The 11984-nt window shown below is 57.6% G+C and carries 15 protein-coding genes; all 15 read left to right on the top strand.

Annotated elements, in window-relative coordinates:
• Window positions 1-10 precede the first annotated feature (10 nt).
• From MPHASIOC01_RS11325 to cobT, 15 genes are read left to right on the top strand one after another with little or no spacing between them, the layout of a single operon-like run.
• The gene (locus tag MPHASIOC01_RS11325; RefSeq protein WP_353614644.1) at window positions 11-646 is read left to right on the top strand and encodes a cobalt-precorrin-8 methylmutase; all 636 of its coding nucleotides are present in this window, start codon (window positions 11-13) and stop codon (window positions 644-646) included.
• Entirely contained in the window at window positions 639-1775 is a 1137-nt protein-coding gene (gene cbiD / locus MPHASIOC01_RS11320; protein ID WP_353614643.1) for a cobalt-precorrin-5B (C(1))-methyltransferase CbiD, read from the top strand. The genes MPHASIOC01_RS11325 and cbiD overlap by 8 nt, the downstream gene beginning before the upstream one ends.
• Entirely contained in the window at window positions 1772-2374 is a 603-nt protein-coding gene (gene cbiE, locus MPHASIOC01_RS11315; protein ID WP_353614642.1) for a precorrin-6y C5,15-methyltransferase (decarboxylating) subunit CbiE, read from the top strand. The genes cbiD and cbiE overlap by 4 nt, the downstream gene beginning before the upstream one ends.
• Window positions 2367-2936, top strand: coding sequence for a decarboxylating cobalt-precorrin-6B (C(15))-methyltransferase (locus tag MPHASIOC01_RS11310; RefSeq protein ID WP_353614641.1), 570 nt, complete (start codon window positions 2367-2369; stop codon window positions 2934-2936). Before cbiE ends, MPHASIOC01_RS11310 begins: the two co-directional genes overlap by 8 nt.
• The gene (locus MPHASIOC01_RS11305; RefSeq protein ID WP_353614640.1) at window positions 2929-3696 is read left to right on the top strand and encodes a cobalt-precorrin-4 methyltransferase; all 768 of its coding nucleotides are present in this window, start codon (window positions 2929-2931) and stop codon (window positions 3694-3696) included. The genes MPHASIOC01_RS11310 and MPHASIOC01_RS11305 overlap by 8 nt, the downstream gene beginning before the upstream one ends.
• Window positions 3677-4732: a cobalt-precorrin 5A hydrolase gene (gene cbiG / locus MPHASIOC01_RS11300; protein WP_353614639.1), complete on the top strand. Its 1056-nt coding sequence runs from the start codon at window positions 3677-3679 to the stop codon at window positions 4730-4732. Before MPHASIOC01_RS11305 ends, cbiG begins: the two co-directional genes overlap by 20 nt.
• Window positions 4732-5457, top strand: coding sequence for a precorrin-3B C(17)-methyltransferase (locus MPHASIOC01_RS11295; RefSeq protein WP_064594706.1), 726 nt, complete (start codon window positions 4732-4734; stop codon window positions 5455-5457). Before cbiG ends, MPHASIOC01_RS11295 begins: the two co-directional genes overlap by 1 nt.
• A complete protein-coding gene (locus MPHASIOC01_RS11290) occupies window positions 5454-6278 on the top strand; it encodes a cobalt-precorrin-6A reductase (protein WP_353614638.1) in 825 nt (274 codons plus the stop codon). The genes MPHASIOC01_RS11295 and MPHASIOC01_RS11290 overlap by 4 nt, the downstream gene beginning before the upstream one ends.
• Entirely contained in the window at window positions 6275-7072 is a 798-nt protein-coding gene (locus MPHASIOC01_RS11285) for a sirohydrochlorin cobaltochelatase (protein ID WP_353614637.1), read from the top strand. The genes MPHASIOC01_RS11290 and MPHASIOC01_RS11285 overlap by 4 nt, the downstream gene beginning before the upstream one ends.
• The gene (locus MPHASIOC01_RS11280) at window positions 7069-7800 is read left to right on the top strand and encodes a cobalt-factor II C(20)-methyltransferase (RefSeq protein WP_353614636.1); all 732 of its coding nucleotides are present in this window, start codon (window positions 7069-7071) and stop codon (window positions 7798-7800) included. The genes MPHASIOC01_RS11285 and MPHASIOC01_RS11280 overlap by 4 nt, the downstream gene beginning before the upstream one ends.
• Window positions 7785-8054, top strand: a complete 270-nt coding sequence (locus MPHASIOC01_RS11275) for a CbiQ family ECF transporter T component (RefSeq protein ID WP_064594698.1) — start codon at window positions 7785-7787, stop codon at window positions 8052-8054. Before MPHASIOC01_RS11280 ends, MPHASIOC01_RS11275 begins: the two co-directional genes overlap by 16 nt.
• 9 nt (window positions 8055-8063) lie before the next feature.
• Complete coding sequence (locus tag MPHASIOC01_RS11270; RefSeq protein ID WP_353614635.1) at window positions 8064-9590, top strand: cobyric acid synthase; 1527 nt, start codon at window positions 8064-8066, stop codon at window positions 9588-9590.
• The gene (gene cobU, locus MPHASIOC01_RS11265) at window positions 9587-10132 is read left to right on the top strand and encodes a bifunctional adenosylcobinamide kinase/adenosylcobinamide-phosphate guanylyltransferase (protein WP_353614634.1); all 546 of its coding nucleotides are present in this window, start codon (window positions 9587-9589) and stop codon (window positions 10130-10132) included. The genes MPHASIOC01_RS11270 and cobU overlap by 4 nt, the downstream gene beginning before the upstream one ends.
• A complete protein-coding gene (gene cobS, locus MPHASIOC01_RS11260) occupies window positions 10129-10869 on the top strand; it encodes an adenosylcobinamide-GDP ribazoletransferase (RefSeq protein WP_353614633.1) in 741 nt (246 codons plus the stop codon). The genes cobU and cobS overlap by 4 nt, the downstream gene beginning before the upstream one ends.
• A gap of 34 nt (window positions 10870-10903) precedes the next feature.
• The gene (cobT, locus tag MPHASIOC01_RS11255; protein WP_353614632.1) at window positions 10904-11962 is read left to right on the top strand and encodes a nicotinate-nucleotide--dimethylbenzimidazole phosphoribosyltransferase; all 1059 of its coding nucleotides are present in this window, start codon (window positions 10904-10906) and stop codon (window positions 11960-11962) included.
• Window positions 11963-11984 lie beyond the last annotated feature (22 nt).

Here is an 11984-nt window from a genome sequence, read left to right as displayed (position 1 = left end):
GGAGAACCCGATGGACTACATTCAACAGCCTTTGCTCATTGAACGCCGCAGCTTCGAGATAATTAGCGAGATAATTGCCGCTGAACACCCCGGCTGGCAGTGCAGTGACCCACGCCAGGAAGCGGTTATCAAACGGGTGATTCACACCACGGCAGATTTCGACTGGCTTGAAACTTTATGGTTTTCACCACACATCATTACGGTGCTGGATGCCGCGTTGCGCCGTGGTTGCACACTGTTTACCGACACCACCATGGCGCTCGCCGGTATCAACAAGGCCCGTCTTGCCCGGCACCATGTTGCCAGCCACTGTTTTATCAGCAACCCGCAAGTGGCGGCAGTGGCAAAACAAAAAGGTATTACCCGCTCAATGGCGGCGGTTGATGTCGCTCTGGCTATGCCGGGCGAGAAAATCTTTGTTTTTGGCAATGCGCCTACTGCGTTATTCCGCCTGCTGGAAAGTGGTGAACAACCTGCCGCCGTCATTGGCGTACCGGTGGGTTTTGTCGGCGCGGCTGAATCCAAACAGGCCCTGACAGACAGCGGCCTGCCAGGTATTGCAGCCCGTGGGCGCAAAGGCGGCAGCAATGTGGCTGCGGCTATTGTCAACGCCGTGCTTTACACCATGGAGGCGGGTGATGACTGATTTCAGCCTGGCCGGTACCGTCTGGCACAACGGCAAAGCCTTGCGTAAAGGCTATACCACCGGCTCCTGCGCAACCGCCGCCGCCCGGGTTGCGGCGTTAATGGTGTTGCGCCAGCAGGTAATTAACCAGGTTTCTATTACCACGCCGTCTGGCATCACCCTGCATTTGAACGTGGAATTACCGGTAATTGAAGGCCAGCAGGCCACCGCCGCCATTCGTAAAGACGGGGGCGATGATGTCGATGCCACCCACGGCATGCTGATTTTTGCCAGGGTTCGCCTGAATGACTCGGGGGCTATCACGCTGCAAGGCGGCGCAGGTATCGGCGTGGTCACCCGCCCGGGAACTGGCCTGGCGCCAGGGGAACCGGCAATTAACCGCACGCCCCGGCAAACCATAGAAGCCGCGGTGCGTGAAGTGATTGGGCCGCAACGTGGGGCAGAAGTCGAAATTTTCGCACCGGAAGGGGAAGACCGGGCAAAAAAAACCATGAATGCCCGGCTCGGCATTCTGGGGGGCATTTCCATTATCGGCACGACGGGTATTGTGACGCCAATGTCTGAAGAGAGCTGGAAACGGGCGCTGGTGATTGAGCTGGAGCAGAAACGCGCGGAAGGCCGGGAAAATGTCATTCTGGTGCCGGGTAACCACGGTGAGCGTTTTGTACGGGAAAGCCTGCACCTTGACCCGGCTATGGTGGTCACCATGAGCAACTTTGTGGGTTATATGGTTCAGGAAACCGTGCGGCTGGGGTTTAAACGCGTGTTGCTGGTCGGGCACCCGGGCAAGTTGATCAAAGTCGCCGCCGGTATTTTTCATACTCACAGCCATATTGCCGATGCCCGCATGGAAGTGCTGGTCGCCCACCTGGCGCTGATGGGTGCGCCCCTGGCGTTGTTGCGCGCAGTCAGTGAATGCGACACCACAGAAGCCGCACTGCCACTGATTGGCAGCGCGGGTTACGCACGGATTTACCCTGAGCTGGCACAACGGGTTTGTGCCCGTGTCCAGGAAATGTTGCGCTTCACACAATCTCCCCCACAGTGCGACGCCATTCTTTTCTCATTTGAACAACAACTGCTTGGCTGCAGCCGCCCGCTGGCGGTGATTCAGGAGGCATTCCAGTGATTACTGTCGTGGGCATTGGGCCTGGTAACCTTGCATTGCTGACACAACAGGCACGCCAGGCCATCGCCTGCGCCGGTGTGCTGGTTGGCGGCAGGCGGCATCTCAAATTGTTTGAAGCATTTGAAGGCGAAACACACCTTCTCACGGCAGATATCGCCGCTTTGGTGGTGTGGCTGGAAGGCGTGCAGCAGCAGGATATCGTGCTGCTCGCGTCTGGAGACCCAATGCTGTTCGGGATTGGTAAACGCCTGTGCGACCATTTTGGGCGTGAAAATATTGATGTGATCCCCGGAGTAAGCGCCATGCAATATCTGTGTGCCAAAGCTGGAGTGGACATGAACGATATCTGGCTGACCAGCAGCCACGGGCGGGAAGTGGATTACGAAAACCTGCTGCGCCACAACAAAGTGGCCCTGGTGACAGACCGCAACAATGGCCCGGCGCAAATCGCCCGGCACCTGGTGGCCTGGGGCGCTGGGCAGCGCACCATGATCATTGGTGAAAACCTCTCGCTGGAGAATGAGCGTATCCGGCGGTTGCCCGCATCCGTGGTAACCGGAGACTTTGATATGAATGTTGTGGTGATCCTCAATGAATGATGCCCATTTTTTACGCGGTGAGCGCGTACCCATGACCAAAGAGCCGGTGCGGGCGCTGGTCCTCTCCCGCCTGCAACTGCACAGTGCTGAAACCTTTATGGACGTGGGCGCAGGCACCGGTAGTGTATCGCTGGAAGCTGCGGTAACCTGGCCTGGACTACAGGTGATTGCTATTGAACGGGATGCGGCGGCGCTGGCGTTGTTACACACCAACCGCAGCCATTTCGGTTGCGAAAATGTGCAGGTTATAGCAGCACAGGCCCCGGTTAATTGCGATTTACAGGTCGATGCCATTTTTATTGGCGGTAGTGGCGGGCAACTGGCGGCATTGCTGCACTGGTCGCTGGAGCATTTAGTTCCCGGTGGTCGCCTGGTCATGACTTTTATTCTGCATGAGAACCTGATGCAGGCACTCACACTGCTTGGCAGCCTGCCCGTCTGTGCGCTGGAGTGTGTTCAGCTCCAGGCGTCATCCATGGTGGCGCTGGGAGAAGGGCACTATTTCAAACCGAACAACCCAACCTTTGTGATTTCCTGCCTGAAGGAGGGCAACCATGGCTGAACCGGTATTTCCGGGCGTCTGGTTTGTTGGCGCAGGCCCCGGCGACAAAGAGCTGATTACGCTGAAGGGCTACCGGCTGTTACAGCGGGCCGATATCGTCATTTATGCAGGTTCGTTAATTAATACGGAACTGCTTGAGTGGTGCCCTCAGGCGCAATGCCACGACAGCGCAAGCCTGGCGCTGGAAGCCATTATTGGCCTGATGGAAGACGGTGTGCGCAATGGCAAGTGTGTGGTGCGCCTGCAAACCGGGGATTTATCGCTCTATGGCTCAGTGCGTGAGCAGGGGGAAATGCTGTCTGCGCGGGGCATTAGCTGGCAAGTGGTGCCGGGAGTCAGTGCCTTTTTGGGGGCCGCCGCGGATCTCGGCGTGGAATACACCGTACCGGAAGTTTCCCAGAGCCTGATAATCACTCGCCTGGAAGGGCGCACACCCGTGCCGGAGAAAGAACAACTGGAGAGTTTTGCCGCACACCAGACATCCATGGCGATTTTTTTGTCCGTGCAGCGAATTAACCGGGTGGCAGAACGCCTGACAGCAGGCGGTTACCCACCACAAACCCCAGTGGCGGTGGTGTACAAAGCCACCTGGCCGGAGCGCCGGGTAGTGCGGGGGACGCTGGCGGATATCAGCGAAAAGGTGAGGGCCGCCGGAATACGCAAAACCGCACTGATACTGGTGGGGGCGTTTCTGGGCGAGGAATACCATTACTCCAAACTTTATGATGCCGGGTTTAGCCATGAATACCGTCAGGCCTGAATCCCTGGTGTTGTTCTGCCTGACGCCAGGTGGCGTGGCGCTGGCAGAACGGCTGCGGGCTGTATTGCCAGTAACCTGCTTTACCAGTGAGCCGCTACTGAAAAAAGGGTTTCGCCCGTTTATGGGCAGTTTTGCTCAAACTGTAAAAGACGCGTACCCGGTGCATTCCGCATTGATTTTTATTGGTGCGACAGGCATTGCGGTGCGCATGATAGCGCCACTGCTGCAAGACAAAATGTCTGACCCGGCGGTCGTGGTGATTGATGAGCGCGGCCAGCATGTGATTAGTCTGGTTTCCGGGCATATGGGCGGGGCGAATGCTCTGGCCTGCTACCTGGCTGGTGTACTGGGCGCAGACCCGGTCATTACCACGGCAACAGATGTGAATGGCCTGGCGGCTCTTGACACCCTGGCAAGCCAACTGGACGCCAGGATGGAAAACCTGCGTGATGGAGTAAAAACCATCAACCAAATGTTGGTCAGCGGGCAGCAGGTGGGGCTGTGGTGGGATGATGACTTTGCCAGCCAACAGCACCAGGTGACCACTGACGGGTTTATCAACGTGGCCGAGCTTAGCGCGTTACCCCGGCTCGATGCGCTGGTGTGTGTCACGCTGCGCGCCAGGCTGCCAGAAGTTAACTGCCCGGTCTTTAAACTGGTTCCCCGCCGCATTGTCGCGGGTATTGGTTGCCGCCGGAATACGCCTTTCACTGTGCTGCACAAGCTGTTGGCTGAACAGTTGCAGGCCCGCCGCCTGGATTCACTCGCATTACGGGCTATTGGCAGTATCGATTTGAAACAGGACGAACCCGGCCTGCAGGCACTTGCGCAATGTTACCAGGTGCCGTTTGAAATTTTTTCCGCAAGCGAACTACAACCCGGCGAAGCGCATTTCCCTGTTTCGGCATTTGTGCGCGAAGTCGCGGGCGTTGGCAGTGTTTCCGGCCCGGTCGCCTGGCTGATGAGTGGTGGTCATTTACTGGGGGAAACCTTGCGTGAACAAGGCGTTACCCTGACTTTAGGGGTTGTACACTGATGTTAACCGTAATCGGAATAGGGCCGGGCTCCCAGGCCATGATGACCGTCGAAGCCACTGAAGCGCTGGCGGCGGCAGATATTATCGTTGGCTACAAAACCTACACCCACCTGGTGAAAGCGTTTACTGGCGATAAACAGGTAATTAAAACCGGTATGTGCAAAGAAATCGAGCGCTGCCAAACGGCAATTGACCTTGCCAAAGCAGGCCATAATGTGGCTCTGGTCAGTAGCGGTGATGCCGGTATTTACGGAATGGCTGGCCTGATTTTAGAGCTGGTGAGCCAGCAACAGGCCGGTATTGAAGTGCGGGTAGTGCCCGGAATGACTGCCAGCATTGCGGCGGCTGCGTTGCTCGGCGCGCCCCTGATGCACGACTTTTGCCATATCAGCCTGAGCGATTTACTCACGCCCTGGCCCGTGATTGAAAAACGCATTATTGCTGCCGGGGAAGCCGATTTTGTGATTTGCTTTTATAACCCGCGCAGCCGCGGGCGTGAGGGCCACCTGGCGCGCGCCTTTGATTTGCTGATGACGGTGAAAAACCCGGCCACACCGGTTGGGGTGGTGAAGGCCGCCGGGCGCAAGAAAGAAGAAAAATGGCTGACAACCCTTGCGGATATGGATTACGCCCCTGTCGATATGACCAGCCTGGTGGTGGTGGGGAATGCCACTACCTATGTCAAAGACGGGCTGATGATAACCCCGCGGGGTTACCGCCTGTGAACCATGTCCTGGTTCTGGGCGGCACCAGCGATGCCACGCCGATTTGCCAGCAACTGGAAATGGCGGCGGTGCCTTACACTCTGTCTGTCGCGACGGAGGCCGGAGCCCGGCTGGCTTCGGTGCGCGCAGGTTCCGTGTTGTGCGGGCGGCTGGATGCCGGGCAACTGGCTGAATTACTTGCAAGCCGCAGGGTTAACTGGCTGGTTGATGCCACCCATCCCTATGCCCAGGAAATCAGCCGTAATGCCTGGCTGGCCTGCCAGCAAACCGGTATCGCCTACAGCCGTTATCGCCGCCCCAGCCAGCTGGATTGCGTTTCTCACCCGTTATTACACAAGGTGGCAAATATTGAACAAGCCTGTGGTGTTGCCGGTGCGCTTGGCCCGCGCGTGTTGTTAACCACAGGCAGTAAAGACCTGGCCCGCTGGCAGGCAGGGTTGCCGGGCAAACACCTGCTGGTGCGTGTTCTTCCCGTGGCTTCTGTCATTGAACAGTGTGAGCAACTGGGGCTTGGCCCGGAGAATATTTTTGCCCTGAAAGGCCCGTTCGACGCAGCCTTTAACCAGGCGTTGTATCAGTTTTGCGCACCCGATGTGGTAATTACCAAAGAGTCTGGCATTCAGGGCGGCTACCTCGACAAAATTGTACCGGCTCTTCAGGCCGCCATTCCCTGCATTGTGGTGACGCGGCCACGGGAAACTGTGCCGGAAGCCCTGGTGCTGGACGGGCCGGAAGCATTTACCCGCAAGCTGCAGGGCTGGCTGGCATCACCCGTTAACCCGCAACCCAGTGCGCTCAGTAACAGGAGAACAACAGTATGAAAAAAGCATTACTGGTGGTGAGTTTTGGCACCAGCTACCCAGATACACTGGAAAAAAATATTGTTGCCTGTGAACAGGCGCTGGCGGCCAGTTGCCCGGACCGCACGCTGTTACGCGCTTTTACCTCCGGCATGATTATCCGCAAACTGGCGAGGCGCGACGGGCTGGTGATACCGTCACCCGCGCAGGCCTTGCAGCAACTGGCGGAACAAGGCTACCAGGATGTCGCCATTCAGTCGCTGCATATTATTAATGGCGACGAGTACGAAAAAGTGGTGCGGGATACCGCTCTGTGGCAGGGGCATTTCGCACGACTGGTGCTTGGCTCGCCACTGCTCAGCACCTTTGAAGATTACCAGCAACTGATGGCGGCACTGCGCAGCCAGATGCCGCCATTAGCGGACGACGAACAAGTGGTGTTTATGGGGCACGGTGCCAGCCACCATGCGTTTGCGGCTTATGCCTGCCTTGATCATATGATGCAGGCCTGCCATTTCCCTGCCCGGGTTGGCGCGGTGGAAAGTTACCCGGAAGTGGGGCAACTGGTTCACAGCATGCAACAGCAGGGGGTACGCCGGGTGGTTTTGATGCCGCTAATGCTGGTGGCCGGTGACCACGCCATTAACGATATGGCTTCCGATGCACCCGATTCATGGAAAAGTTGTTTTGCCGCGGCAGGCATTCCAGCACAAGTGTGCCTGCAAGGGCTGGGGGAAAACCCGGCGATCCGCAGCCAGTTTGTTACCCATTTGCAGCAGGCGCTGGCGGCGGGTACCCAGGAGGTGGCGGCATGAGTGGGCGGTTATATGCCATTAGCACCGGCCCTGGTGCCAGCGACCTGATGACGGTACGGGCAACGCGCATTCTTGGCAGGCTGGATTGCCTGTATGCTCCGGCCGGGCGTAAAGGCGCAGACAGCCTGGCGCTAAGTATTGTGCGCCCCTGGCTGAGTGAAACCACCGAAGTGCACACCTGCCATTTCCCGATGAGTGCAGATAACGATGCCAAAGCAGCGGTTTGGGATGAAGTGGCCGGCACGCTGGCTCGCGAAGCGCAGGCGGGCAAACAGGTAGGGTTTATTACCCTGGGCGACGCCATGTTGTTCAGCACCTGGGTGTGGTTACTGGCACGCCTTGGCCGCCCGGACTGGCTGGAAATTGTTCCGGGCGTGACCTCGTTTTCAGCCATTGCGTCTGCCGCCGCGCTGCCGCTGGCAATGGACCAGCAGTCACTGGCCATTGTTGCCTGTTCCGACAGCGAGCAACACCTGCGCACTACCCTGAATAACCACGATTGCGTGGTAATGATGAAGGTCTACGGGCGTTTTCCGGCAATGAAAGCGCTGTTGCAGTCCTGCGGTGTTATTGACCATGCAGTGATGATGGCCGAAGCCACCTTGCCAGGTGAGCGTAGCTGGCGTGATTTGTCTGCGGTGCCGGACGATGAACCGCTTCCCTACTTTTCGACCATTCTGGTCAATAAGCAATGGGATATCAGGAGTGAATCATGGAGCAACAGGTAAAACGGCGGCCTTTTAGTGGTCCGGCACTTGCCTGGCGCTGTATTTTTATTCTGCAGAACGAACCCGCGGCAATTTACCGTGCGCAGACATTACGGTTTGGGTATCGTAACGTCCCTTGTGTCTGCCGTTTTTTGGCAATCGGGGTTTCATTGTTATTCAACCTGGCGATGCGGTGTGACCAGCAAATGACAACCGCACTGGATATGACATTACGCCAGGGGGATTTTTACCCGGCACCCGTCTGTGGCGGTTAAGGAGATGGCATGAGTAAATCCATTATGTTGCAGGGCACGGCGTCAGATGTCGGGAAAAGTGTGCTGGTCGCCGGGCTGTGCCGTATCCTGGTGCAGGACGGGCTGGCGTGTGCGCCGTTTAAATCACAAAACATGGCGCTGAATTCAGGCGTTACGCCAGACGGCAAAGAGATGGGGCGCGCACAGATTTTTCAGGCGGAAGCCGCCGGTATTGCGCCAGATGTGCGCATGAACCCCATATTGCTCAAACCCACCAGTGACCGCAAAGCCCAGGTCGTGCTGATGGGCAAGGTGGCGCAGGATATGGACGCCGTAACTTACCACGAGTATAAACCGCGTCTGCGCCAGAAAATCAGCAATGTCTGGCACAGCCTGGCGGCAGAATACGACGCCATTGTGCTGGAAGGTGCGGGCAGCCCGGCTGAAATCAACCTGCGTGACCGGGATATCGTCAACATGGGCATGGCAGAAATTGCCCGCTGCCCGGTGGTGCTGGTGGCAGATATCGACCGGGGCGGCGTTTTCGCCGCGATTTATGGCACGCTCGCGTTGCTGCAACCCGAAGAGCGCGCCCGGGTCAAAGGCGTCATCATTAATAAATTCCGTGGTGATGTTGCGCTGTTGCAACCTGGCCTTGAGCAAATAGAAGCCCTGACCGGTGTACCCGTCATTGGTGTGATGCCCTGGCTGGATATTGACCTGGAAGATGAAGATAGCGTGGTGCTGGAACGTGCCAGATACCAGGTCGGCCAGGATAAGGCACTGGATATTGTGGTGGTGCATTTGCCGCATATTTCCAACTTTACCGATTTTAACCCGCTGGCTTTCCAGCCCGATGTACAGGTGCGCTATGTGCGCGACCCGGAAGATTTTGGCGGGCCAGATTTAGTTATTCTGCCGGGGAGCAAAAATACCCTGGGGGATTTGGCATGGCTGCACCAGAGCAGTATGGCGAAACGCATTCTCGCCTGGCACCAGGCCGGAGGCGCGATTATCGGCGTGTGTGGTGGTTACCAGATGTTGGGCAACACGATTGTTGACCAGGTGGAATCCAGGCTGGGGAGCCAGCCGGGGTTAGGGCTGCTGGATATCACTACCCAGTTTGCCCATGACAAAGTGACCGTGCAGGCCAGCGGCCATTGCCTGGCGGCGCTGCCCGGTATTCTGGCGGGTTGCGGCGATTTACCCGTCAGTGGCTATGAAATCCATATGGGCACCAGCCAGCGCGGTAACCAGGCTCAGCCTGTCTTTCAACTGGGCGCAGAGCACGGGCTTGCTCTTGATGGCGCTGTCAGTGCTTGCGGGCGCGTGGCAGGGACTTACCTGCATGGTGTGTTTGATAACGCCGCCTTTACCCGCCGGTTGCTGGATAACCTGCGCCAGCGTAAGGGCCTGGCACCTTTACCAGGTGAAATACCGGACTACGCCCGCCACAAGCAGGCGCAGTTCGACCAACTGGCCGCCGCCATGCGCCAGCACATTGATATCGAAAAAATTTACCACATCATGAACCAACACCAGGAGCCAGTCGTATGATGCTGATAACCGGCGGTGCCCGTAGTGGCAAAAGCCGCCAGGCAGAAGAGCTGGCAGCCCAGGCCGCTTCACGGGTGCTGTACATTGCCACCTCGCAAATTTTTGATGGCGAGATGGCGCAACGAGTGGCACACCATAAGGCCTTGCGCCCGGCACACTGGCGCACGGTGGAAGCCTGGCGCGACCTGGGGCGCTTTATTACCCCGGCTAACCCACCAGGTGAAGCCATCTTGCTGGAGTGTGTGACAACGCTGGTCACCAATTTGATGTTTGATGAAGGAGGGGAGCAGGACCCGGAAACATGGAACTATGCCGCTATTGAAGCAGCAGTACACCAACAAATCGACCAGCTTATCGCGGCCTGTGCAGCCTGCCCGGCACCGATATTTCTGGTGACGAATGAAGTAGGTATGGGCATTGTGCCGGAAAACCGCCTGGCCCGGCATTTTCGGGATATCGCAGGGCGGGTTAATCAACGGCTGGCTCAGGCGGCAGATGGCGTCTGGCTGGTGGTGTCAGGGATTGGAGTAAAAATTAAATGATTCAGTTGTATTTGGCGATGCTCGCATTTATGAGCCGCCTGCCAGTGCGTGCTCGCTGGTATCAGAGCCTGGACGTGAAGCAGTATGTGAACGGAATTGTAACTTTTCCTCTCGTGGGGTTGCTGCTGGGATCGCTGGCGGGAGTGGTGTTTCTGGTATTGCAGCCCGGTAGTGGCACTCCGCTGGCAGCATTTTTCGCCGTACTGGCGCTGGCGGTGCTTACCGGGGGCTTTCACCTCGACGGGCTGGCAGATACCTGTGACGCTGTTTTTTCTGCCCGTAGCCGTGAGCGCATGCTGGAGATCATGAAAGACAGCCGCCTGGGCACTCATGGCGCGCTGGGGCTGGTGTTTATTTTGCTGGCGAAAGTGCTGGTGATTAGCGAACTGGCTTTGCGTGGGCAGCCGGTACTGCCCGTGCTTGCCAGTGCCTGCCTGGCCGGGCGCAGCGCGGTTGTTTTGCTGATGTTCCGCCAGCGTTATGCCCGGGAAAATGGCCTGGGTAACTTATTCATTGGTAAGGTTAATGGGGTGCAAACTCTGGTCACATTAGGGGCCGGTCTGGTGTTAGCTTCTGTGCTGCTTTCCTGGCGCGGGCTGGTGGCCTTTTTTATCACGACCGCTGTGGTATATGTTCTGGGCCTGGCGCTGAAACGTACCCTCGGCGGGCAAACCGGCGATACCCTGGGGGCGGCAATTGAAGCCGGTGAAGTGATTTTCCTGCTGGCGTTGCTGTAAGTCAGTGTCCTTTGAGCAAATCGAGAACAAGAATATGCAAACACTCCCTGAAATACGTCTGGCCATTCCGGCGCTGGACAGTGCGCGTCAGCATGAAGCCCAGGCTTACATTGATGGCCTGCTCAAACCGGTGGGCAGCCTGGGGCGCCTGGAAGCACTGGCCGTTCAACTGGCCGGTTGCCCGGGGTTAAAAGGTGAAATCAACACGCGCAGTAAAGCGATGGTGGTAATGTGTGCAGACCACGGTGTCTATGAAGAAGGTATTGCGGTATCACCCAAAGCGGTCACCTGGATTCAGGCTATCAACATGACCCGCCACAACACTGGCGTATGTGTGCTGGCGCGCCAGGCTGGCGCACAGGTGCATGTTGTGGATGCCGGTATTGATTACGAGCCGATTCCGGGGCTGGTGGATATGCGGGTAGCGCGGGGAAGCGGCAATATCGCCAAAGAGCCTGCGATGACCCGTGAGCAGGCGCAAACCCTGCTGGAGCAAAGTATCGCATTCACACGCCAACTGGCGGCCGATGGCGTGACGCTGTTTGGTGTTGGCGAGCTGGGCATTGCCAATACCACACCTGCCGCTGCGGTGGTCAGCGTGTTGACCGGTGCAGACCCAATGGAAACCGTAGGCGTGGGCGCGAACTACCCGCTGGCGAAGTTACACCATAAAGTGGATGTGGTGCGCAAAGCGATTCACGTAAACCAACCTGATGTGACAGATGGCCTGGATGTGCTTGCCAAAGTGGGTGGGTTTGACTTGCTCGGCATGGCCGGGGTAATGCTTGGCGCGGCAAGCTGTGGCCTGCCGGTGGTGCTGGATGGTTTTCTTTCTTATGCCTCCGCGTTAGCGGCCTGCCGTATTGCGCCGGAAGTAAAACCGTACCTGATCCCGTCGCATTTATCCGCTGAACGTGGCGCGCGTGTCGCACTCAGCCATTTGGGGCTGGACCCATACCTGGTGATGGATATGCGCCTCGGTGAAGGCAGTGGTGCGGCGCTGGCCATGCAACTGGTGGATGCCGCCTGTGCGATATACAACGAAATGGGCACGCTGGCAGGCAGCGATATCGTGTTGCCGGAAAGCCATTAACTGTGGGGGAAATTGCCCGCAT

The organism is Mangrovibacter phragmitis (assembly GCF_040429585.1).
GTDB classification, from domain to species: Bacteria; Pseudomonadota; Gammaproteobacteria; order Enterobacterales; family Enterobacteriaceae; genus Mangrovibacter; species Mangrovibacter phragmitis.
Note: the sequence above shows the minus strand (reverse complement) of the source record. Positions and strands in the feature narration are given on the sequence as shown.